Annotated in this window: 25 protein-coding genes; 8 read left to right on the top strand and 17 right to left on the bottom strand. The window is 70.0% G+C overall.

What is annotated here, in order from left to right:
• Positions 1-39 precede the first annotated feature (39 nt).
• Positions 40-1,239, bottom strand: coding sequence for a M50 family metallopeptidase (locus EL493_RS26380; protein ID WP_019048171.1), 1,200 nt, complete (start codon positions 1,237-1,239; stop codon positions 40-42).
• A gap of 156 nt (positions 1,240-1,395) precedes the next feature.
• On the bottom strand, positions 1,396-2,577 hold the full coding sequence (gene dxr / locus EL493_RS26385; RefSeq protein ID WP_232017253.1) for a 1-deoxy-D-xylulose-5-phosphate reductoisomerase: 1,182 nt from the start codon (positions 2,575-2,577) through the stop codon (positions 1,396-1,398).
• Between the two features lie 95 nt (positions 2,578-2,672).
• Between dxr and EL493_RS26390 the strand changes: the two genes are divergently transcribed.
• Positions 2,673-2,942: a DUF2631 domain-containing protein gene (locus EL493_RS26390; RefSeq protein WP_019048173.1), complete on the top strand. Its 270-nt coding sequence runs from the start codon at positions 2,673-2,675 to the stop codon at positions 2,940-2,942.
• Between the two features lie 64 nt (positions 2,943-3,006).
• Here EL493_RS26390 and EL493_RS26395 read toward each other — a convergent pair whose 3' ends face one another.
• The 5 genes from EL493_RS26395 to EL493_RS26415 form a co-directional block, all read right to left on the bottom strand.
• Positions 3,007-3,963, bottom strand: coding sequence for a LysR family transcriptional regulator (locus tag EL493_RS26395; RefSeq protein WP_019048174.1), 957 nt, complete (start codon positions 3,961-3,963; stop codon positions 3,007-3,009).
• Positions 3,964-4,005: 42 nt separating this feature from the next.
• Positions 4,006-5,139 (bottom strand): serine/threonine-protein kinase, encoded by a 1,134-nt coding sequence (locus tag EL493_RS26400; protein ID WP_022565601.1) that lies wholly within the window; start codon positions 5,137-5,139, stop codon positions 4,006-4,008.
• Positions 5,140-5,215: 76 nt separating this feature from the next.
• The gene (locus tag EL493_RS26405; RefSeq protein ID WP_378885024.1) at positions 5,216-6,859 is read right to left on the bottom strand and encodes a serine/threonine-protein kinase; all 1,644 of its coding nucleotides are present in this window, start codon (positions 6,857-6,859) and stop codon (positions 5,216-5,218) included.
• A 40-nt stretch (positions 6,860-6,899) separates the two neighbouring features.
• Entirely contained in the window at positions 6,900-8,489 is a 1,590-nt protein-coding gene (locus EL493_RS26410) for a serine/threonine-protein kinase (protein WP_019048177.1), read from the bottom strand.
• 103 nt (positions 8,490-8,592) lie between these two features.
• Entirely contained in the window at positions 8,593-9,015 is a 423-nt protein-coding gene (locus EL493_RS26415; protein ID WP_019048178.1) for an uL11 family ribosomal protein, read from the bottom strand.
• Positions 9,016-9,190: 175 nt separating this feature from the next.
• Here EL493_RS26415 and EL493_RS26420 point away from each other — a divergent pair, with 175 nt between their 5' ends.
• The gene (locus EL493_RS26420; protein WP_019048179.1) at positions 9,191-9,994 is read left to right on the top strand and encodes a transglutaminase-like domain-containing protein; all 804 of its coding nucleotides are present in this window, start codon (positions 9,191-9,193) and stop codon (positions 9,992-9,994) included.
• On the opposite strand, the gene rlmN is transcribed toward EL493_RS26420, so the two are convergent.
• Positions 9,991-11,100, bottom strand: coding sequence for a 23S rRNA (adenine(2503)-C(2))-methyltransferase RlmN (gene rlmN, locus EL493_RS26425; protein ID WP_022565598.1), 1,110 nt, complete (start codon positions 11,098-11,100; stop codon positions 9,991-9,993). The two genes, EL493_RS26420 and rlmN, sit on opposite strands and share 4 nt — an antisense overlap.
• Before the next feature lie 113 nt (positions 11,101-11,213).
• Here rlmN and EL493_RS26430 point away from each other — a divergent pair, with 113 nt between their 5' ends.
• On the top strand, positions 11,214-11,588 hold the full coding sequence (locus EL493_RS26430) for a LapA family protein (protein ID WP_019048181.1): 375 nt from the start codon (positions 11,214-11,216) through the stop codon (positions 11,586-11,588).
• Positions 11,589-11,594: 6 nt separating this feature from the next.
• On the opposite strand, the gene EL493_RS26435 is transcribed toward EL493_RS26430, so the two are convergent.
• The 5 genes from EL493_RS26435 to rpsB all read right to left on the bottom strand — a co-directional run bounded on the left by EL493_RS26435 (position 11,595) and on the right by rpsB (position 15,961).
• Entirely contained in the window at positions 11,595-12,485 is an 891-nt protein-coding gene (locus tag EL493_RS26435; protein ID WP_036836377.1) for a phosphatidate cytidylyltransferase, read from the bottom strand.
• A 110-nt stretch (positions 12,486-12,595) separates the two neighbouring features.
• Entirely contained in the window at positions 12,596-13,153 is a 558-nt protein-coding gene (frr, locus tag EL493_RS26440; protein WP_030202900.1) for a ribosome recycling factor, read from the bottom strand.
• A 49-nt stretch (positions 13,154-13,202) separates the two neighbouring features.
• Complete coding sequence (pyrH, locus tag EL493_RS26445; protein ID WP_019048184.1) at positions 13,203-13,931, bottom strand: UMP kinase; 729 nt, start codon at positions 13,929-13,931, stop codon at positions 13,203-13,205.
• A gap of 233 nt (positions 13,932-14,164) precedes the next feature.
• Positions 14,165-14,989, bottom strand: a complete 825-nt coding sequence (gene tsf / locus EL493_RS26450; RefSeq protein ID WP_022565596.1) for a translation elongation factor Ts — start codon at positions 14,987-14,989, stop codon at positions 14,165-14,167.
• A 108-nt stretch (positions 14,990-15,097) separates the two neighbouring features.
• The gene (gene rpsB, locus EL493_RS26455) at positions 15,098-15,961 is read right to left on the bottom strand and encodes a 30S ribosomal protein S2 (protein ID WP_019048186.1); all 864 of its coding nucleotides are present in this window, start codon (positions 15,959-15,961) and stop codon (positions 15,098-15,100) included.
• A gap of 403 nt (positions 15,962-16,364) precedes the next feature.
• Here rpsB and EL493_RS26460 point away from each other — a divergent pair, with 403 nt between their 5' ends.
• The 4 genes from EL493_RS26460 (at position 16,365) to EL493_RS26475 (ending at position 18,648) form a co-directional block, all read left to right on the top strand.
• The gene (locus EL493_RS26460) at positions 16,365-16,748 is read left to right on the top strand and encodes a hypothetical protein (RefSeq protein WP_019048187.1); all 384 of its coding nucleotides are present in this window, start codon (positions 16,365-16,367) and stop codon (positions 16,746-16,748) included.
• Positions 16,749-17,021: 273 nt separating this feature from the next.
• Positions 17,022-17,510, top strand: a complete 489-nt coding sequence (locus tag EL493_RS26465) for a M23 family metallopeptidase (RefSeq protein WP_051719548.1) — start codon at positions 17,022-17,024, stop codon at positions 17,508-17,510.
• Between the two features lie 37 nt (positions 17,511-17,547).
• Positions 17,548-18,060 carry a DUF1990 family protein gene (locus tag EL493_RS26470; protein WP_019048189.1) on the top strand — a complete coding sequence of 171 codons (513 nt, stop codon included), beginning with the start codon at positions 17,548-17,550 and terminating at the stop codon, positions 18,058-18,060.
• A 75-nt stretch (positions 18,061-18,135) separates the two neighbouring features.
• A complete protein-coding gene (locus tag EL493_RS26475; protein ID WP_019048190.1) occupies positions 18,136-18,648 on the top strand; it encodes a DUF1990 family protein in 513 nt (170 codons plus the stop codon).
• A gap of 78 nt (positions 18,649-18,726) precedes the next feature.
• Here EL493_RS26475 and EL493_RS26480 read toward each other — a convergent pair whose 3' ends face one another.
• From EL493_RS26480 to EL493_RS26495, 4 genes are all read right to left on the bottom strand, one after another.
• Positions 18,727-19,095, bottom strand: a complete 369-nt coding sequence (locus EL493_RS26480) for a GatB/YqeY domain-containing protein (RefSeq protein WP_019048191.1) — start codon at positions 19,093-19,095, stop codon at positions 18,727-18,729.
• 236 nt (positions 19,096-19,331) lie between these two features.
• Positions 19,332-19,640: a DUF202 domain-containing protein gene (locus tag EL493_RS26485; RefSeq protein WP_019048192.1), complete on the bottom strand. Its 309-nt coding sequence runs from the start codon at positions 19,638-19,640 to the stop codon at positions 19,332-19,334.
• 259 nt (positions 19,641-19,899) lie between these two features.
• The gene (locus EL493_RS26490) at positions 19,900-20,265 is read right to left on the bottom strand and encodes a YidH family protein (protein WP_022565592.1); all 366 of its coding nucleotides are present in this window, start codon (positions 20,263-20,265) and stop codon (positions 19,900-19,902) included.
• A 105-nt stretch (positions 20,266-20,370) separates the two neighbouring features.
• Positions 20,371-21,294, bottom strand: coding sequence for a tyrosine recombinase XerC (locus tag EL493_RS26495; protein WP_019048194.1), 924 nt, complete (start codon positions 21,292-21,294; stop codon positions 20,371-20,373).
• Positions 21,295-21,485: 191 nt separating this feature from the next.
• On the opposite strand from EL493_RS26495, the gene EL493_RS26500 reads away from it, so the two are divergent.
• Positions 21,486-22,523 (top strand): alpha/beta hydrolase, encoded by a 1,038-nt coding sequence (locus EL493_RS26500; protein WP_019048195.1) that lies wholly within the window; start codon positions 21,486-21,488, stop codon positions 22,521-22,523.
• Positions 22,524-22,528 lie beyond the last annotated feature (5 nt).

Genomic DNA, 22,528 nt, shown 5'->3' on the forward strand with positions numbered 1-22,528 from the left:
CCCGGCGCCCTGTGAGGGGCACGACAGCGCGGACGCGGGTCAGGGTAGCCGGATCGGGTTCACGATGTCGGCGGCCAGGGTCAGCAGCATGAACGCACCACCGATCACCACCGCCACATACGTCACCGGGAGCAGCTTGAGGTAGTCCACCGGACCGGCAGGGGCCTTGCCACGCCACGACCGGATGGTGTCGCGGATCTTCTCGTAGAGGACCACCGCGATGTGCCCGCCGTCCAGCGGCAGCAGCGGCAGCAGGTTGAAGGCGCCGAGGAAGAAGTTCAGGCTGGCCAGGACCAGGATGAACATGCCCCACAGGCCGCGCTCGGCGGTCTCGCCGCCGATCCGGCTGGCGCCGTACACGCTGACCGGGGTCTCCGGGTCGCGCTCACCGCCGGTGACGGCCTCCCACAGCGCCGACACCTTCTGCGGCATCTTCGCCAGCGACTTCACCGTCTCGATGAAGAAATCGCCGGTGAAGGTGATGGTCGCGGGGATGGCGGCGATCGGGCCGTATTGCTTCGGCTCGGCGAACGGAGCTGGTGCGACACCGATCGCACTCACTTCGCGGCTCGGCCCCTCCTTCGGCGACCGCATGACCCGTTCCGGGGTCACCGCGATCGTGAGCGTCCGGCCGCCCCGCTCGATCGTGTAGGTGAAGGTGCCGGTCTGCTTCTGGGTTTCGGACTGGAACTGCACCCAGGTGCTGACCTCGACACCGTTGACAGCCTTGACGATGTCACCAGGCTGCAGACCGGCGCGCTGAGCCGGGCCGTCACCCGTACACGGTGCGAGCTTCTTGTCCGGCGTCTCCTGGGCGACACAGCCCATCGTGCCGAGCTGAGTGGCGGGCGGCTGCTCCAACTGCGGCAGGCCCCAGCCGATCGCCAGGATCACCAGCAGGACGAACCCGAGCAGGAAGTTCATCGCGATCCCGCCGAACATCACGACCAGGCGCTTCCAGGTGGACTGGCGATACATCGCCCGGTCCACCTCTTCGGGCTCGAGCTCGTCGAGCGCCGTCATGCCCGCGATGTCGCAGAAACCACCCAGCGGCAGCGCCTTGAGGCCGTACTCGGTCTCACCACGCCGGAACGAGAACACCTTGGGCCCGAAGCCGATGAAGTACCGGCGCACCTTCATCCCGGTAGCCTGCGCGGCCCACATGTGCCCGCACTCGTGCAGCGCGATCGAGATCGTGATACCGAGGGCGAACAGAGCGAACCCCAGCGCGAATACCATCTGGCTCCTGTGTCTCTTGGCGGCTGGCGCCGCGGGTTTTCGGCCTCGTGACCTCGGCCCCGAGGGGCGAGACTGCGCCTGCGGCGTTCCGTCTCGCCCCTCGGGACCGAGGCGGCCGAAAACGCGGTAGTCGCGCCGGGAGGTCGGCGCCCCTGCTCAGGACGCGATGATATCCGCGGCGTACCGCCGTGCCCAGCGATCGGCCGCGAGGACGTCGTCCAGGGTATCGGGTTCGGCCTGCCAGCGGTCGGCGGCCTCCACCGCCCGGGTGACGGTGCGCACGATCGCGGGGAAGCTGATCCGGCCGTCGAGGAAGGCCTGCACCGCGACCTCGTTGGCGGCGTTGTAGACGGCGGTGACGCTGCCGCCCGCCTCACCGGCCTGGCGGGCCAGCCGGACCGCGGGGAAGACCTCGTCGTCGACCGGCTCGAACGTCCAGGTCGAGGCGGTGCCGAAGTCGCAGGCGGCGGCCGCGCCGGGGACGCGGTCGGGCCAGCCCAGGGCCAGGGCGATGGGCAGCTTCATGTCCGGCGGGCTGGCCTGGGCCAGGGTGGAGCCGTCGGTGAAGGTGACCATGGAATGCACGATCGACTGCGGGTGCACGGTGACGTCGATGCGGTCGTAGGGCACACCGAACAGCAGGTGCGTCTCGATCAGCTCCAGGCCCTTGTTCACCAGCGAGGCCGAGTTGAGGGTGTTCATCGGACCCATCGACCAGGTCGGGTGGGTCTTGGCCTCGGACGGGTTGACCGATTCGAGCATCTCGGCGGTCCAGCCGCGGAACGGGCCGCCGGAGGCGGTGAGCACCAGCCGCGACACCTCCTCGGCGCGGCCGCCGCGCAGGCACTGCGCGAGTGCGGAATGTTCGGAGTCGACCGGGACGATCTGGCCCGGCGCGGCGGCCCTGGTCACCAGCGAACCACCGGCGACCAGCGATTCCTTGTTGGCCAGTGCGAGCCGGGTCCCCGCCTCCAGGGTGGCCAGGGTCGGTCCGAGGCCCAGCGAGCCGACCAGGGCGTTGAGCACCACGTCGGCCTCGGTGCGGCGGACCAGTTCGGTGGCCGCGTCGGGACCGCCGAGTTCGAGGTCGAGTGCCTGCGCGGCGGCCGGGTCGGCGACGGCGGCATTGCGGGTCCCGGTGGCCGCCATCTGCTCGGCGAGCAGGGCGGTGTTGCCGCCGCGGGCGGCCAGGCCGACCACCTCGAAGCGGTCGGGGTTGGCGGCGATCACCTCTAGCGCCTGGGTACCGATCGAACCGGTACTGCCCAGGAGCAGCACCTTCACCCGGTCGGTGGTCGTTGACTGGCCGTGCGCGGCACGCGTTGCTGGGTGGGACACGGGCCCATTGTGGCAGGGCTGCTGGCTACGACGGACGGTCGTATGCCACGATATGCTGACTCGCCCAACCAGAACTCGAGCCCTAAGGAGCGATCGTGGCCGCCACGGACCTCGAATCAGCCAGCACCGAGCGCGCCGTCGCCACCAGCGTCGACCCCGCCGAGGTGCCCTCGGCCGCATGGGGCTGGAGCGGTGAGTCGCGCAAGACCTTCCGGATCGCGGCGTGGGTCGTGATCGTGGCGCTGCTCGGCATGACCATCGGCAACCACCAGGGCCACGTCGAGGACATCTTCCTGATCGGTCTGGCCGGCATCATGGCGACGATCCTGATCGTCGACTCGCTCACCCGGCGCATCCCGAAGTAACCAGCTTCGGCATTCTTCGAAACGCCTGCGGCCGCATTCCTTGCGCCGCAGGCGTTTTCGTGTGTCAGCGGCCGCGTCGCGCGCCCGGCTTGCGGCTCTTGCCCTGGCGCGCCTGCTGTTTCGGCGCGGCCTTCTTCGCGGGGGCCTTGCGCGCCGGTTTCGCCGGGGCCTGCCGGGCCGGTTCGACCGCGCCGCGCGAGCTGTTGGCCGAGCGGCCACGCACGATCCCGACGAATTCCTCGAGCAGCGGGCTGTCCGAACCGGCCGGCCAGGCGAGGGCGATCTCGGTGAACGCGGTGTCGCTGATCGGGCGGTACACCAGGTCGCGACGGTGGTGCAGCCGGGCGATGGACTGTGGCAGCACCGTGGCGCCGCCGACGGCCGCGACCAGGGCGAGGGTGTCGGCGGCCGCGTCGAGGTCGCTGCCGTCCTGGATTCGTTCCTCGCTCAGGTCGGCCGGACTGATCGTGTCCAGCAGTGAGAGCGCGTCGTCCTTCTGCACGACGGCGACCGGCGTCTCCTGCCAGAGCGGGATGGCGTTGGTGGCACTCCGGTCGATCGGCAGCCGCACGAAGCACAGGTCGACCCGGCCCTCGCGCAGCGCGCTCTCCTGCTCGCCCTGCGCGATCCCGACGACCTCGAGTGGGTGATCGGGCAGCCGGTCGCCCCAGATCCGCGCCCACTTCGACACGGTCACCCCGGGCACGAACCCGACCCGCAGACTCGCGGGCTCGGCCGGTTTCTGTTCCCGCTCAGCCTGTTCGGCGGCGCTGATCAGCATCCTGGCGTGGTGCAGCAGTGCGGTGCCGTCGTCGGTGAGCTGGGTCGGTGAGGCGCCGGGGACGAACACCCGGGTGCCCAGTTCCTGCTCGAGTTCGATGACGGTGGCGCTCAGGCTCTGCCGGGAGATCCGCAGTCCCTTCGCGGCGCGCGCGAAATGCAGTTCCTCGGCGACGGCGACGAAGCGGCGCAGCCGGGCGAGGTCGATGGTGTCGGCGGCGGTGACATCGAAGTCGCTCATTCTGACCAGAATATGGCACCGGCCGGGTCGCCCCGACCACCGCTACAGGTTGCTCACCATCCACAGCACGGCGATGACAGTGCCGAGTACGGCGATCAGGATCAGGAAGGTGCCCAGCACCGAGCCCCACCCCGCCCGCGACGGCGCGGGCTGCGGCATCGGCCGCGACGCGGGCATCTGCCAGGGATTCGGCGCGACCGGCCGCGGCGGCACCGGCTGGTAGGGGGCCGCGCCGGTCCCGGGATACGGCACTCCGCGCCCGTTCACCGGGTTCATCGGCGCCATCCCCACGAAGGGCTGCGGATGCGCGCCGGAGGTCGGCCGGGCCATCGGCCGGGCGCCGGTGGTGCCGGTCCGCAGCGCCCGCTGGACGGCGTCGACGAACTCCTCACACGAGGTGAACCGCTCGGCGGGCCGTTTGGCGAGGGCCCGGCTCATGACTGGGTCGAGCGCGGCGGGCAACCCGACCCGGCGGGGGCTCATCGGCGGCGGTGGCGCCTGCAGATGCCCGGTGATGACCGCGGCCGGGCTGGGCGCTTCATACGGCGCGGTGCCGGTGAGCAGCGAGAACAGGGTGCAGGCCAGCGAGTACTGGTCGGCCCGGTGGTCCAGGCCCGCGCCGGTGAGCTGTTCGGGCGCGGCGTAGGCGAGGGTGGCGGTGAACGAGCCGGTTTCGGTGAGGTGACCGGAGTCGTCGCGCAGCCGGGCGATGCCGAAGTCGGTGAGGTACACCCGTTCCTGGCTGTTGGAGCGGGCGAGCAGGATGTTGGCCGGCTTCACGTCGCGGTGCAGCACGCCGGCGCGGTGCGCGTAGTCGAGCGCGGCGGCGGTCTCGCCGATGATCTGCACGGCGCGGTCCGGCGGCAGCGTGCGCGGGTCCAGGGTGGAGGCGTCGACACCGTCGATGTACTGCATGCTGATCCACAGCTGGTCGTCCTCGACGCCGCGGTCGAAGACGGTCACGATGTTCGGGTGGTCGAGCTGGGCGACCAGGTCGGCTTCGCGCTCGAACCGGGCCCGGATCTCGGCGTCGGCGTAGAGCTCCTGGTTGAGCAGTTTCAATGCGGTCCACCGCGGCAGACGCGGATGCCTGGCCAGGTACACCGATCCCATTCCGCCGCGGCCCAGCTGCCGGTCGATCGTGTAACCGGCGAATACCGTCCCGTCAGAAACCACTCTGACCCCCGAATCTCGCTCGTCGTCCGACGCGCTGGACCCTACCAAAGCGCCGGTGGCCCCGGGGCGAGCGTGCTCAGCCCAGCGGGAAGCCGGCGACGTCGGAGATCAGGGTCGGCATGGCCTGGTCGAGGGTGCTGCCGGTCAGCGGGGTGTCGCCGGAGCCGCGATAGAACACCAGCACCCAGCGGCTGCGGTCCGGATCGGAGTACCGCGACAGCACGACGGAGCCCACGTACTTACCGCCGCTCTGCCGTTCTCTGCGGTCGTCGGTGCGGGTGCCCACCGTGGCCTGCCCGTGGTCGACGGTCTGCTGCCGGAACCGGGCGACGACGTCGTCGGCCGCCTGAGAAGTGGGATAGGTGAAGAACGCGTAGTGCGTATCGGCGACGAACTGGTCGGCGCAGTTCCATTTCGCCTCGTAGCCGTCGAAGGTCTTCATCCAGTCCTCGCCGTACTTGGACGGTTCGAGGCGGCCGGAGCACAGCCGGTCCCCGATGACACGGCCGCTGCTGTACCCGGTGGGCAGCATCTGCGGGAACGCGGCGTGCAGGGCGTCCATGTCCTTGTGCCCGCGCGAGCGTTGCAGCATGTCGGCGATGAAGGTGTCCTCGTCCTGCCACACGAAATACGTGGTTCCGAGCACAATGGCCAGCACCACCGCCAGCACCGCCCAACCCCCGCCGCGCCGTGCGGGCGGGGCGACGGGACCCGGATACCGTTGCGGCGGCGGACCGTACGACGGCTGCCCGGAGGCCGGAAACGGTCGCGGCGCCGCGTACTGCGGCGCCAGGTGGGCCTGACCGTACGGGCGCGGCTGCGGGACCTGCGGCATCGACGGCGCGCTGGTGCCGGCGAACACCGTGGGCTGGGCGCCGGTTCCGCTCAGCGCCCGCCGCGCGGCGGCGGCGAACTCGCCGCAGGTGTCGAAGCGGTCAGCGGGCCGTTTGGCGAGCGCGCGGGACAGCACGGCGTCGAGCGCCGCGGGCAGATCCGGCCGATGCGTCCGCAGCGACGGCGGCGGCGACTGCAGATGCCCCTGGATGACCAGCACGGGGTTCGTCGCTTCGAACGGTGCGACCCCGGTCAGCAGCGAGTACAGCGTGCAGGCCAGCGAGTACTGATCGGAGCGATGATCCAGATGCGCGCCGGTCAGCTGCTCCGGCGAGGCATAGGCCAGCGTCGCGGTGAAGGTGCCAGTCTGAGTGAGGTGGTGCACGTCGTCGCGGGGACGGGCGATACCGAAATCGGTGAGCAGTACCCGATCCGCACCGGCGAGCAGGATGTTGGCGGGCTTCACGTCACGATGCAGCACCCCGTTGCGATGCGCGTGATCCAGCGCCGCCGCAGTACCCTCCACGATGTGCAGCGCCCGTTCGGCCTGCACCGGGTGCGCCAGCGTCGCCGCGTCGACCCCGTCGACGAACTGCATGCTGATCCACAGCCGCCCGTCCTCCACGCCCCGGTCGTAGACGGTGACGATATTCGGGTGTTCCAGCCGCGCCGCCAGATCGGCTTCGCGCTCGAACCTGGCGCGAATCTCGGTGTCGGCGAACAACTCCGGATTGAGCACCTTGAGCGCGATCTGCCGGGGCAGGCGCGGATGCCGCGCCAGATACACCGAGCCCATCCCGCCGCGTCCGAGCAGGCGTTCGATCGCGTAGCCGGCGAACACCGCGCCGTCGGTCATCACTCGCTGGTCCCCCGCACTCTCACTCACCGCCAGACCGGGCGGACCCTACCAAACGCCGCAGACCGATTCAGTCCAGCGGGAAACCGACGAAGTCCTTCAGCAGGGCTCGCACGTCCACGGCCGAGGTCGATTGCGAGCGGTGGGTCACCAGCACCCATCGTTCCCAACCGGGATGAGCGAAGGTGGAGACCACGGCCGTCAGCACGTACCGATCGCCGCTGTAGAGGGCGCGGTGGTCATCGGTGCGTGTCCCCTCGGCGCCGCTGCCCACGTCTTTCGTCGCGTCCTCGAATCGGGTGACGGCCGCCGCCGCCGACTCCGCGGTGGGAAACGCGTAGAACGCGAACTGGGTCCCGAAGGGGTCGGCGGACTCGCAGGACCACTTGGCGTTCGCGGCGCGGAACGTCGCCTCCCACTGACTTTCGTTGCGGATCGTCGTGTTCACATACGCCGAGCAGGTCCGCCCACCGTGCCCCGTGCCGGTGATATAGGGGTTGCCGAAGGTGAGCCCGCTGGGCTCCCCCGGCGGCAGCAGCTGCGGGAAGGCCGCCGACAACGCGGCGATATCCCGGTGCGCCGGTGAGCGGTTCAGGATCTTCGACACGAAACTGTTCTCGTCCTGCCAACCCCAGAAGCCCACCCCCACCAGAACAGCCAGGACCACAACCAGGATCGCCGGTGCGATCACCCGCGAGGTACGTCGTGTGCGGACCGGAACGGCAGGGCGTGCCGCTTCCGGCGTCGGCGCCGGTCGCCGTGGCGGAGGCGCGGGCTGGGCGAGCCGCGGCATCGGCTGCGGCCCTGTTCCCGCGCGCACCACGGGCCGTGGGCCGGTTCCGGTCACCGCCCGTCGCGCGGCCGCCGCGAACTCCGCGCACGAGTCGAACCGATCGGCAGGCCGCTTGGCGAGTGCCCGCGCGAGCACCCCGTCCAGCGCGCCCGCCAGCTCGGGCCGGTGCGTCCGCAGCGACGGCGGCGGCGACTGCAGGTGCCCCTGGATGACCAGCACGGGATTCGTCGCCTCGAACGGCGCGACCCCGGTCAGCAGCGAATACAAGGTGCAGGCCAGCGAGTACTGGTCCGCGCGATGATCCAGCGAAGCGCCGGTGAGCTGCTCGGGCGAGGCGTAGGCCAGCGTCGCGGTGAAGGTGCCGGTCTGCGTGAGGTGGTGCACATCGTCGCGGGGGCGGGCGATCCCGAAATCGGTGAGCAGCACCCGCTCCGTGCCGTCGGTGTCCGCCAGCAGGATGTTCGCGGGTTTCACGTCGCGATGCAGCACGCCGTTGCGGTGGGCGTGATCCAGTGCCGCCGCGGTCGCCTCGACGATGCGCAATGCCCGGTCGACGGGGACCGGGCGCGCGATGGTCGCCGCGTCGACGCCGTCGACGAACTGCATGCTGATCCACAGCCGCCCGCCGTCGACGCCTCGGTCGTAGACCGTGACGATATTGCTGTGTTCCAGCCGGGCGGCCAGATCGGCTTCCCGCTCGAACCGCGCCCGGATCTCGTTGTCCGCGAACAAGTCCGGATTGAGCAGCTTGAGCGCGATCTGCCGGGGCAGCCGCGGATGCCGGGCCAGGTACACCGACCCCATCCCGCCCTGGCCCAGCCGGCGTTCGATCGCGTAGCCGGCGAAGACGTCGCCCGTCGCAAGCATGCTTCCCCCGTTGTCCCGCCGAATCGGTGCCGGCCGGTCCCACCGGGCCGACCGCCACCAACTTAACGCCTGACCGGGCCGGACGAGACATCGCGGGCCGTGCTCACTCCTCGATCCGCACCCCCATCGAGCGCGCGGTCCCGGCGACGATCCGCATCGCCGCCTCCACGTCGGTGGTGTTCAGATCCGGCAGTTTACGGATCGCGATGCGGCGCAGCTGTTCCCGCGACAGCGCGCCGACCCGTTTGTGTCCGGGTTGCGGCGAACCCGGCTTGCCGAGCGCCGCGCGGATGAGTGACGCCGTCGGTGGCGTCTTGAGCCGCATGGTCCAGCGTTTGCGGGCATCGACGGTGATGACCGCGGGGATGATCTCCCCGCGCCGGTCCGCCGTCGCCGCGTCGTACCGGCGTTTGACCTCGAACGGCGGGACACCGGTGGGACCCAGCATCTTGCCGAGGATCATCAGCGAGGCATTGCCCGCTTCGAGTTCGAGAGTGACTGTGACAGAGGCTTTTTCGCGCGCCATAGTCAACGATCTCGGACCCGGGCCTCGATCCGGTCCCGCGCCGGTAACGCCTGGGCCGCAACATGTCCGGTCCGACCGGTCGCTTCGCCCGCCGTGGTCCGCCCGGCGCGCCGACCCGACCGGCCGATGCGCTGTTCGACTCGCCCCGCGCGCCGGCACCTGTCAGGCTGGAGGCGTGAAACGGGACGTTTCCGCCGGTCTGGAGATCACAGTGCACGCCGACACGGTGCTGCAATGGCAGCTCGCCGTCGCCCGGCAACCCGGCCTCGACCTGGTCGAATCCCTGACGTGCGAACTCGACGGGGAACCGCTCACCCCGCGCGAGCTGATCGGGCCGCACCAGTCGCGCCTGCACGTCCTCGACGCCCGCGCGGGCACGCTCCGGCTCGACTACCGCGCCACGGTGTACGGCACCGCCGTGCCCGAACCGGTCAGCGACTACGACATCGCGCTGTACCGCCGGCCGAGCCGCTACGCCGAGTCCGACAAACTCCTCGGTTACGCGGCCACCGAATTCGGTTACGGCATCATCGATCCCGAGGTGCCGGCCCGGGTCGCGGCCTGGGTGGGCAGGCGCATCTCCTATGTCGCGGGCAGCAGTGCCCCGATCGACGGCGCGGTGGAGACGCTGCTGTCGGGCACCGGCGTGTGCCGCGACTTCTCGCACCTGGTCGTGGCCCTGCTCCGCGCGGTCGGCGTGCCCGCCCGGGTGGCGGCCGTCTACGCCCCCGGCTGCGTGCCCATGGACTTCCACACCGTCGCCGAGGCCTACGTCGACGGCGCGTGGCACACCTTCGACCCCACCTGCCTGGCGCCGCGATCCAGCCTGGTCCGCATCGCCACCGGCCGCGACGCCGCCGACGTCGCCTTCCTGGACAACCACGGCGGCGACATCACCCTCACCGCGCTGACGGTGAACGCCTTCGTCGACGGCCCGCTGCCCTCCGACGACTTCGTCCGGCCGGTCGCGATCGCCTAACCTTCGGCGGCGAGCTGACCGCAGGCGGCGGCGATCTCCTGGCCGCGGGTGTCTCGCACCGTGCACGACACACCCTGCGCGATCACCCGGCGCACGAACTCCTTCTCGACCGGCTTGGGGCTGGCATCCCACTCGCTGCCCGGCGTGGGATTGAGCGGGATCAGGTTCACGTGCACCAGCGGACCCAGCGCCTTGTGCAGCTTCTTGCCGAGCATGTCCGCCCGCCACGGCTGATCGTTCACATCGCGGATCAGCGCGTACTCGATCGACACCCGGCGCCCGGACTTGTCGGCGTAATAGCGCGCCGCGTCGAGCACCTCGGCGATCGGCCAGCGATTGTTCACCGGCACCAGGGTGTCGCGCAGCTCGTCGTCGGGGGTGTGCAGCGACACCGCGAGACGCACCGACATGTCCTCGTCGGCCAGCTTGCGGATCGCCGGCGCCAGACCCACCGTCGACACCGTGACCGAACGCTGCGAGATGCCCAGACCGTCCGGCGCGGGCGCGGTGATCCGGCGCACGGCGTTGACCACCCGCTTGTAGTTGGCCAGCGGCTCCCCCATGCCCATGAACACGATGTTGGACAGGCGGCCGGGACCGCCGTGCACCTCACCATCGCGCAGTGCCGCGGCCGCGGCCCGCACCTGGTCGACGATCTCGGCGGTCGACAGATTCCGGTTCAGCCCGGCCTGACCGGTCGCGCAGAACGGGCACGCCATGCCACAGCCCGCCTGGCTGGAGATGCACAGGGTGTTGCGATCGGGATAGCGCATGAGCACGCTCTCCAGCAGGGTGCCGTCGTGGGCACGCCACAGCGTCTTGCGGGTGTCGCCCTCGTCGCAGGCGAGGTGGCGGACCACCGACAGCAGCGTGGGGAACAGCGTCTCACCGACCTTGGCGCGCACGTCGGCGGGCAGATCGGTCATCTGCTCGGGGTCGGCCTGCAAGCGGCCGTAGTACTGGCGGGCCAGCTGGTCGGCCCGGAACTTGGGCAACCCCAGCTCCTGCACCGCGGTCTTGCGCTCGGTCGCGTCGAGATCGGCGAGGTGGCGCGGGGGCATACCGCGACGCGGGGCATCGAACACGAGGGGCAGGGAGGTGGCCATAATTCCACCATTGTCCCAAACGGAGCGGCGGGCCCGGCGGCCGGGCCGCCACGCCGAACGCCGTTATCGAGAAGATGCGTGCACCGGTGATAGCTGTCGGCCATGATCGAACCATGTCCACCAACGCCGAATCCGGGGCGTCACCGGCCGACCACGAGCCCGCGGCGTCGACCACCGACCAGACCGAGACCTCGCGCCACCGTAAGGACGACCGCGCACCGGCCAAGCGCGTGACTCCCAAGGGAGTGCACGGCTCGCGCACCGGCTACACCTGGATCGGCCTGCTCGCGGCCGCGATCCTCGGCATCGTCCTGCTGATCTTCATCATCCAGAACCTCGACCAGGCCAGGGTCGAGATGTTGTTCTGGGACTTCTCGCTGCCGCTCGGCATCACCGTCCTGCTGTCGGTGATCGCCGGCGCGCTGGTGATGGGGCTGGTCGGCGGTGTGCGCATCCTGCAACTGCGGCACGCGGCCAAGAAGCCATGACCGGGCTCAGAGCAGGGCGCTGAGCACCAGCCAGGACACGAACGCCGAAGGCAGCATCGAGTCGAGGCGATCCATGATGCCGCCGTGCCCGGGCAGCATCGTGCCCATGTCCTTGATGCCGAGTTCACGCTTGATCTGCGACTCGATCAGGTCACCGCAGGTGGCCACGACCACCAGGCCGACGCCGAGGACCACGCCGATCATCGAGTTGGCCTCGAGCAGCAGGGTGACGGTCAGCAGACCACCGATCACGCTGAACACCAGCGAACCGCCGAAGCCCTCCCAGGACTTCTTCGGGCTGATCGCGGGCACCATCGGATGCCTGCCGAAAAGCACACCGGCGACGTAGCCGCCGACGTCGGAGCAGACGACCAGGATCATGAACGTCAGCACCCGCAGGTTGCCGTCGGGTTCGAGCAGCAGCAGCGTCGCGAACGAGGCCAGCAGCGGGATCCAGGTCAGCGTGAACAACGCGATCGCGGTGTCACGCAGGAAGTTCTTCGGGGCGGTGGTCAGCCCGTGGTCGAACAGCCGCCACACCATGCAGACCAGGGCCGTCGCGGCGAACGCGCCGACCACCCCCTTGGCCCCCCACGGCCAGCCGAGCCAGAACACCGCCTGCCCGCCGACCAGCAGCGGGATCCGCGGCACCAGCACATCGGCCTCACGCAGCCGCTTGGCGACCTCCCAGGTGGCCACGCCGACCGCGGCGCCGGCCACCCCGATGAACACCTTCGGGACGAACAGCAGGATCGCGATGAGCGACAGGCCGAGACCGAGGCCGACGGCCAGCGCGGCGGGCAGATTGCGGCCCGCGCGCGAGGCCGGGGCCTGCGGCTCGGTGGGTACCTCGGGTGTGGGCGTCGCCGGGTCGGTCGCGTCGACCTGATCCGGCATCGGCTCCGGTGCCGCTCCGGTGGCGGCGGCGTCTTCGGCCACGATTGTCCCGTCGCTCAACTCGTCGTTCCGTTCATCCCCCGCACGAGCGGGACTGGCGAGATCTGCGCTCAGACCTCGAGCAGTTCGGCTTCCTTGTGCTTGACCAGCTCATCGATCTGGCCCACGTACTTGGCGGTGGTCTTGTCGAGCTCCTTCTCGGCGCGCCCGACCTCGTCCTCACCCGCCTCGCCATCCTTCTGGATCCGGCCCAGTTCGTCCATCGCCTTGCGGCGGACGTTGCGAATCGAGACCTTGGCGTCCTCGCCCTTGCCCTTGGCCATCTTGACCATCTCGCGGCGGCGTTCCTCGGTGAGCTGCGGCACCGTGATGCGCAGGATGTCACCGTTGTTGGTGGGGTTCACGCCCAGGTCGGAGTTGCGGATCGCGTTCTCGATCGGGCCGAGCTGACTCTGCTCGTAGGGCTTGATCACCACCATGCGCGGCTCGGGCACCGTGATGCTCGACATCTGGGTGATCGGGGTCAGCGAGCCGTAGTAGTCGACCACGACGCGGGCGAACATGCCCGGGTTCGCGCGGCCGGTCCGGATGGTTCCGAGGTCGTCCTTCGCCACCGAGACGGCCTTCTCCATCTTCTCCTCGGCATCGAAGAGCGCTTCATCAATCACGACCGGTTCCTCCACAGCGTCGTCATCGGCATGTTCCGCGGTTGCGGGATCAGGACCGAACCAAGGTGCCGATGTTCTCACCGGCGACCGCACGGGCAATGTTGCCCTTGATCAACAAATTGAACACCAGCATCGGCATCTGGTTGTCCATGCACAAACTGAAGGCGGTCGCATCGGCCACCTTCAGGCCCTTCTCGATCACTTCCTTGTGCGTGATCTCGGTGAACATGGTGGCGTTCTCGTCGACGCGCGGGTCGGCGTCGAACACGCCGTCGACCGCCTTGGCCATCAGCACGACGTCGGCGCCGATCTCGAGCGCGCGCTGGGCGGCGGTGGTGTCGGTGGAGAAGTAGGGCATGCCCATGCCCGCACCGAAGATCACGACGCGGCCCTTCTCCAGGTGCCGCTTGGCCCGCAGCGGCAGGTACGGCTCGGCGACCTGTCCCATGGTGATGGCGGTCTGCACCCGGGTGTCGATGCCCTGCTGCTGCAGGAAGTCCTGGAGCGCGAGGCTGTTCATCACGGTGCCCAGCATGCCCATGTAGTCGGAGCGGGCGCGTTCCATGCCGCGCTCCTCGAGCTCGGCGCCACGGAAGAAGTTGCCGCCGCCGATCACCACGGCCACCTGCACGCCGGTCTCGACGATCTCGGCGATCTGCTCGGCCACGGTCTGCACGACATCGGGGTCGAGGCCCACCCCGCCGCCACCGAACATCTCCCCACCCAGCTTGAGCAGCACCCGGTTGTATCCAGGGCGGTCGGTACCGGGGTCGGTCATCGGTGTTCGTCTCCTTCGGAAAGGTCGAGAGCGGTTCGAACTGCGGGCACGCGAAGCAGCCGCACAGCAAGGCGAAGCGGCATCCATCCTGCCTTACCGGGTTCCCGGCATCACACAAGACCCCCTCGCGCGAGGCGGTGACCCCGGAACCGGGGGCATGGGCCGTCCGGAATCGGCGAAAGCCCCTCGGGAGGCAGACGACGCTGCTCCCGAAGGGCTCTCGTGCGGGCGGATCAGGCCTGGCCGACCTCGAAGCGGGCGAAGCGGGTCAGGGTGACACCGGCCTCGTCCAGCAGGGCCTTGACGGTCTTCTTCGAGTCGGTGACCGACGCCTGCTCGAGCAGCACGACGTCCTTGAAGAAGCCGTTGACGCGGCCTTCGGTGATCTTCGGCAGCGCGGCCTCGGGCTTGCCCTCTTCGCGGGCGGTGGCCTCGGCGACGCGACGCTCGTTCTCGACCAGATCGGCCGGGACCTCGTCACGGGTGACGTAGCGGGCCTTGAGCGCGGCGACCTGCATGGCGGCGGCGCGAGCGGCCTCGGCCGCGGCATCGCCTTCACCGGTGTACTCGACCAGCACGCCGACGGCGGGCGGCAGGTCCGAGGCACGCTTGTGCAGGTAGGTGGCGACCTGGCCGTCGAAGGACGCGACGCGACGCAGTTCCAGCTTCTCGCCGATCTTGGCGGCCAGCGCCTGCACGGCCTCGTCGACGGTGCCGTTGTCCAGCTTCAGCGCCTTCAGGGCGTCGAGGTCGGCCGGCTTGCCTGCGGCGGCAGCGGTGACGACGGCCTCGGCCAGCTCCTGGAACTCGGCGTTCTTGGCGACGAAGTCGGTCTCGGAGTTGATCTCGACCAGGACGCCGTCCTTCGCGATGACCAGACCCTCGGCGGTGGCGCGCTCGGCGCGCTTGCCGACGTCCTTGGCGCCCTTGATGCGCAGCACCTCGACGGCCTTGTCGAAATCGCCGTCGGACTCGGCCAGCGCGTTCTTGCAGTCCATCATGCCGGAGCCGGTGAGCTCGCGGAGCCGCTTCACGTCAGCAGCGGTGTAGTTCGCCATCGGGGGCGAGCCTCCTCGTGTGTGGGGTGCTTGGGTGTTTACACCACCTTGCCGACCGCTTCTGAATTCAGAAGGGCCGGCAAGGTGAACGTAGAGCTACCGATCAGCTCAGAAGTCGGCCGGGGTGTGCTGCGCCGGGTCGGCCTTGACCTCGGCAGCGGCCTCGGCGGGCGTCTCGACGGCGGCCTCGGCGGCCGGGGTCGCCTGAGCCAGCAGCTCCTGCTCCCACTCGGCGAGCGGCTCACCGGCGCCGGCCTCGGGCTTCGCGTCGCCGGAAGCCTGGCCCGCGCGGGCCTGCACGCCCTCGGCCACCGCGGAGGCGACGACCTTGGTGAGCAGAGCGGCGGAACGGATCGCGTCGTCGTTACCCGGGATCGGGTAGTCGACCAGGTCGGGATCGCAGTTGGTGTCCAGGATCGCGATGACCGGGATGTTCAGCTTGCGCGCCTCGCCGACGGCGATGTGCTCCTTGTTGGTGTCGACGACCCAGATGGCCGAGGGCACCTTGGCCATGTCGCGGATACCACCGAGGGTGCGATCCAGCTTGGTCATCTCACGCGTGAGCATGAGGATTTCCTTCTTGGTGCGACCCTCGAAGCCACCGGTCTGCTCCATGGCCTCGAGCTCCTTCAGGCGCTGCAGGCGCTTGTGGACGGTCGAGAAGTTGGTGAGCATGCCACCCAGCCAGCGCTGGTTGACGTAGGGCATCCCGACGCGAGTCGCCTCGGCCGCGATCGACTCCTGGGCCTGCTTCTTGGTGCCGACGAAGAGAACGGTGCCACCGTGGGCGACGGTCTCCTTGACGAACTCGTAGGCCTTGTCGATGTAGGTCAGCGTCTGCTGCAGGTCGATGATGTAGATGCCGTTGCGGTCGGTGAAGATGAACCGCTTCATCTTCGGGTTCCACCGACGAGTCTGGTGCCCGAAGTGCGCGCCGCTGTCGAGCAGCTGCTTCATGGTTACGACAGCCATAGCTCCCGTATCTCTCTTTCGTTGCCGGTTGACGCAGCCGATCGGCGATCGTCTGCCCTGGCGCCACCGAAACCGCCGGACCCAGATCTGGAGAGACCGGGACCAGCCGACGATTCCACTGTTCATCCGTCGGAGAACTCGCACGGACATGCCCTCACGGACTGCCTGCGTTGCGAGCGGCGACCGGATGGACGAGCACGGGTGGCGCGCGAAGTCGGTTCCTGCTGTGCACAGCACAAACCGCGTTGATCAGTCTACGCGGAGCAGGGCCAGGCCCGAAATCGCCCCCTCGCCACGACCGCCGAAACAGGTGGTGAAGTGCACGGTATCCACAACCGGCGAGGTTGTCCCCAATTGTGCGACGTACTCTCCGCGGCGGCTGTTCGGGCCCGAAAGTCGAGTCATGAACTCCTTCACCCGAACCCTGCTCTCCACGTTCCCGCTGGTCTGTGCCGCCGGTGTATTCGCCGCGCCCGTCGCGGCCCACCCCGCGGTTCCGGTGTGCTCCGGTTCGCCCGGCAAGCCCGCACCAGCCGAACGCCACACCGCCGCGGCCCCAACGACGCCTCGCGCGGACAGCGCGCCCGAGCCGGTCCCGGTCCGTGTCACCGTCCACGACCTGACCGCTGTCCCACCCGCCGCGGGCCGAGCGGCGCCGGTGGAGGTGGAGATCATCGTCCGGGGCGGCGGCGGCGGTTCCGCGGCGGAGCTGCCGACGGTGCTGCGCGATCTGGTGCGCGCGGTCGTCACACCGCAACGCGTCCCCGCTCCCCGCCCGCACCGCTGACCGATGAACGACCATCCCCGCCTTCGATGGGCCCACCCCGTGCCGCGCCTACCCGGTCGGGCGACTCGACGTGGTCGGCATCGTTTCACGCCCGCAGTGTCGAGTCACAGATATGCCCTGGTCGACCGGGCCACAAAACCCCTCGCGCATCGCCCTGCGTCGCCGCGCCCGAATCCGCAGGAGCCCGCTGCGCGTGCGGAGGTAGGGCTTCGGGAGAGGCGGGGGCGGGTGGTCGGGCGCGGGGCAGTGGTGTTGTCCTGTCTGGTGGGGCTGATGGCGGGTGGGGCGGGGCCGGTGCGGGCCGTCGACGAAGGCGTGTTCGGGTGGCCGTTGCGGCCGCGGCCGAGTGTGGAACGGCGGTTCGACAAGCCGGTGCGGGACTGGCTGGCGGGGCACCGCGGGGTGGATCTGGCGGGTACGGCCGGGCAGCGGGTGCTGGCCGCGGGCGCGGGCATCGTGGTGTTCGCCGGAGAGGTCGCGGGCAAGCCGGTGGTGTCCGTCGACCATCCCGGTGGCCTGCGCACCACGTACGAACCGGTCGAGGCGACGGTCACGGTGGGGAGCCGGGTGGAGCGGGGCACGCCGATCGGCGCCTTGGTGGCCGGGCACGAGGGGTGCCCGGTCGCCGCCTGTCTGCACTGGGGCGCGCGCCGCGAGGCGAGCGACCACGGCAGGCGGGAGTACGTGGACCCGCTGGGTCTGCTGCACGATGTGCCGGTGCGGTTGAAGCCGCTCGAGGTGACCAACCACTCGCCGCGGTGACTGGCACCGCCGGCGACGGCGGGCCCACAATCGAGGGGTGTCCGAGAAACCAGCGCCGTTCACCTACCCCGATGTCGGCGCCACCCGCGCCGGGTTCCCCGCCGGATACCAGCGGCTCCGGCACACCCGATCACTCGGGCACGGCCGTGACCTCTTCGAACAGGCCGCCGCCCATATCTTCGCCTTCGGTATGCAGAAAGGCGTCGGAATCTTCGCGCACGCCGACACCGACACCGCCGAGGCCGGCACGGAATTGACGATCCGGCTCGGTGTCGGGCCGCTGGGGATCGTCGCCCCGTGCCGTGTGGTGTACGTGCTGCACGAGCCGAACCGCCGGGGCTTCGCCTACGGCACGCTGCCCGGGCACCCCGAGATCGGCGAGGAACTGTTCGCGGTCGAATACGACCCCGCCGACGACTCCGTCTACGGCCTGGTCACCGCGTTCTCGCGGCCGGGAACCTGGTACACCCGCGTCGGCGGACCGATCGCGCGCGGCTTCCAGCGCTGGTTCGCCCACCGCTACCTCAGTACTCTGCCCACCGGCGCCTGAACTGTGGACCGTCATCTCTCGCGGGCGATGCGGGCCCACACCGCGCGCACAGTTCGGTGGGCGGATACTCGCGGGATGCCGGAAGAGTCCCCGCCTCTCACCTATCCGGAGGTGGGCGCCACCCGATCCAACTTTCCGCTCGGCTACCACCATTTCCGATACCGGCGGCCGATCGGCCACGGCCGCGCGCTGCTCGACCGGGCCGAGGCTCATATCCTCACCTTCGGAATTCAGAAGAGTTCCGGCATATTCCAGCGCGCGAACTCCGGAACCGCTGTGGCGGGAACGGAATTGACGGTACGTCTGAGATTCGGACCCCTCGGCTTCACGGCGCCGTGCCGCGTCGTCTACGTCCTGAACGAACCGGACCGGCGCGGATTCGCCTACGGCACACTGCCCGGCCATCCCCTGGTCGGCGAGGAACTGTTCGCCGTCGAATACGACCCGGCCGATGACACGGTGTACGGCCTGATCACGTCCTTCTCCCAGCCCGGTGCCTGGTATGTGCGGTTGGGTGGCCCCGTCGTCCGGCTGATCCAGCGCTGGTTCGCCCGCCGCTATCTCGAGACACTCCCGCACAACAGCTGAACCAGTCTCTCCCTGCGCGCAGGGAGAGTGGCTGTTCACCGAAGTGGGTCGTCTCGCAGACTCGTGCTCTCATCGGTTTTACAGCAGCGCGGCGAGCGCGTCCGCCTCGGCCGTGAGTGAATCCTGCCGCTCGGACTGCCCGAGGCGCCCATATTCTGCTGCGGCACTGCGCCTTTCGTCGATCTCACGGCGTACGATCGCGGCGATGTCGTCCTCGGAGAGCTCGCGCCGGGGCATCTCCGCGGCGCCGAGCCCGACCGCGCTGTCCTCCAGCGCACCGGCTTTCACCTCCGGGGCATCGATCGCCTCGGCATTGTCGATGGCGCCGAGCACCGAACGCAGAGCCGCGACGGCGCTACGATCGCGCGCCTTCATCGCCGGTTTCAGCGCGGCGCGCAGGCGCTCACGCAGGGCCTGATCAGGCGTCCCCAGAGATTCGGTGGTCATGAACGCCGAGGGTAGTGACGGGAACCGGCTCCCGTCGAACGATTTCGCCTGCGATCCCCGGGGCGTCATCCGCACACCCTCTTGCGGTCCACGTCGCGTCGTGATTCCCGCGCCATCCCGTCGCGTCCCGATTCCCCGCCGCGTCCCGATCGCCGCCATCCCGACCACGTCCCCCTGCGCGGTGCCGCGGCAGCGGCGCACGGGTGCCCGGCATCGGCATATGCCTTTCGTCTCGATCAGACGATGAACCGGTTCACCAGCACCCCGACCACTGCGATGAGTGTGATCACCGCCACTGCGACTGTCACGGTGGTGACTTCGCGCCGGCCGATGGTCATCCGCCCGTGATGTAGCGCCCGGCCGCGCCACCACCCCAGGAAGCTCAGCAGCAGCGCGACCACGACCGCTGCCATCGGCAGCGCATTGGTGGGCCAGCCGTCCCGGGTCACCTCGTGCGCGAACAACAGCGCGCATCCCGCCGCGCCCAACGCGGTCCGGCGCCAAGCCAACGCCGTCCGTTCCATCGCCAGAGTCGCCTGTGTCATCCGGACGCCTCCACCGCAGAAGGCCCGGCTTCGACCGGCACGATCGCGGTTCCGTGGAGTTCTCTCTGGGCTCGTCGCGGGTTCCCCCGCCGTCGGCGCACTGCCGGCGGTCTGGTCCGAGCACCAGCGAAACAGCGACGGTGTGGCGGCGGGTCGACTCGGCGCCGCACCGGTTGCCGACCGGCGCCGCCGGCGGGGCCCGGGGTGCCGCGCTCGGAGTTCCGGGTCCCGGTGGGTGCCGGGGTCGGCGGTGGCGGAGTCATGAGAGGAGGACGGCCAGGCAGGCCAAGGCCGCGACGAGGGCGACGCCGACCGAGAGGACGGGGACGAGGACGGTGCCGGGGAGGGGGTGTCCGGTGCGCATGGCGACGTCTACCCGGCGCCAGTGGCGGAAGGCGCCGAGGGCGACCGCGAAGGACATGACCAGGCAGCTCAGGGCGATGGCGCCGCCCAAGCCGGCCAGGCGCAGGGGCTGGATCAGGGTGTGCACGGCGACTCCGCCGGCGAGCAGGCCCAGGGCGGTCCGGATCCAGGCCAGGAATGTGCGCTCGTTGGCGAGGGTGAATCGGTAATCCAGTTCTTCCTCGCCGTCGTCGGATTCGGCTCCGACCTCGGGCAGTGTCATGTCCGCCACCTCGTCATGTCCGCCACCTCCGCAGCCCATCTTGCCGTGCCGGTTGATACCCCGGGGGCAACGCGCCGACGGGCGGCACGAGGCACGGATCGATGGTCATGCTCGCGGGTGGGCTTGATCGTGGACGCGTTTGAGGCGTTCGACCGAGACGTGGGTGTAGAGCTGGGTGGTGGCCATGCTGGCGTGGCCGAGCAGTTCCTGGACGACGCGCAGGTCGGCGCCCCCTTCGAGAAGGTGGGTGGCCGCGGTGTGCCGCAGGCCGTGCGGACCCATGTCCGGTGCGCCCGGGATCGCCGACACCACCTCGTGGACCACCGTGCGGGCTTGGCGCTGATCGAGCCTGCGACCGCGTTGTCCGAGCAGCAGCGCACGACCGGATCGATCGCCCGCCAGCGACGGCCGTCCGGCTCGCAGCCACGCGTCGAGCGCGGTGTCGGCGGGATCTCCGAACGGGACCGCGCGTTCTTTGTTGCCTTTGCCGAGGACCCGCACGAGCCTGCGTTCCCGGTCGATGTCGTCGATATCGAGCCCGCACAGCTCGCTGACGCGAATTCCGGTGGCGTACAGCAACTCGACGATCAACCGGTCGCGCAGCGCCATCGGATCCTGCTGAGCTGCCCCGGATTCCGCCGCGTCCATCGCCTCCACCGCCTGCACCTGGGCGAGCACCGCGGGCAGCACCCGATGCGCTTTCGGTGCCTGCAAGCGCAGCCCGGGGTCGACGGCCAGGCGCCCGGTCTCGGTGAGCCAGGCGGTGAATGTCTTTGCTGCGGAGGCCCGGCGGGACAGGGTCGTGCGCGCGGCACCCGCCGCAGCGAGTTCGGCCAGCCAGGACCGCAGCAACGGCAGATCCAGTTCCCGGATCGCCGAATCCGCCGACCGCGCGTAGAGGTGTTCCAGCAGCGAGCGCACATCTCCGAGATACGCGCGCACGGTGTGCGCCGACCGATTCCGCCCCAACCGCAAGTGCCGCCCGAACTCGGTGAGCAGCGCGGTCAGATCCTCGGGCAGCACGTCCATCCTCCCACCGTGGCCGCTGCCCGCACCCCACGCAACCCACCACGCCGCCGCGCGCCGCCAGGTCGAGCACGTCGCAGCGGACGGATAGCGGCGTGTCGGAATGGGCACACAAACCCGCGGCCGGTGCTTAGAATCCGGTCGGATGCACAGCCGAGCAGGCGGATCGAGGGAAAAGATTGCGGTTCCGTGTCATGGACGCCGCCGGAATGGTGGCTGAGCAGGTGCTCGGCTCGGCACTGGCGATGTCGCCGATAGTCACCGATCGGTTGCCGCTCCGGCCCCCGGTGCTCGACGGCCAGCGCATGAACCCACGCCTGCATCTGCTCGCCGTGCTGGGCAAACGCGATCTGCTCGCCCGTCGGGCGCCCACGGCGCGCAGCCGGGCCCGGCTCGACCGGCTGATGCGGGTCGCGACGACAACGCGAACGGGACCGGTCCGTACGTCGGAGTTGACGATCCCCGGGCCCGCGGGACCGGTGGCCGCGCGGCTGTACCAACCCGAACAGCACACTCGACCACCGTCGCTGCTCGTCTTCGTGCACGGCGGTGGCTGGCACGTCGGCAGCGTGGCGGGTTACGCGAACACACTCCGGTTCCTCGCGGATCGTGCCGGGGTCTCCGTGCTGGCGGCGGACTATCGGCTGGCCCCGGAACACCCGTTTCCCGCCGCGTTCGACGATGTCAGCGCGACCTGGCGGTACGCGGTCGACCACGCCGAACGCTGGGGCATAGACACCGCCCGGATCGGGCTCGGCGGCGACAGCGCCGGTGGCAACCTCGCGACCGCGGTCGCCATGACGGCCGAAGCGACGTATCGTCCCGCGGCGGTGGCGTTGCTGTACCCGGCGCTGGACTGGAACCTGGAGCACCATCGGTCGACGGCGATGTTCACCGTCCCGCTCGACGCGGACAATGTCCGTCGTGCCATGCGGTGGTACGCCCCCACCCCCGAGCTCCAGGCGGATCCGCGGTTCTCGGTGCTGTCGGCACCGGACTTGTCGGCCCTGCCGCGCACCTATGTCGCGACCGCGGGCATGGATGTGCTGCGCGATCAGGGGGACTCACTCGTCACCCGGCTCCGCGAGGCCGGGGTCGACGCCGAAGTGCGGCGCTTCGACAACCTGCCCCACGGTTTCGTGAGCATGCTCACCGACCCGCACGCCCGGTCCGCGACCGCCGAGTACGCCCGTGCCGTGGCGACCCTGCTCGCCGAACCTGTCCTGTCCTGAACGCC

Origin of the sequence: Nocardia asteroides (genome assembly GCF_900637185.1) — a bacterium.
In the GTDB taxonomy this organism is placed as follows: Bacteria; Actinomycetota; Actinomycetes; order Mycobacteriales; family Mycobacteriaceae; genus Nocardia; species Nocardia asteroides.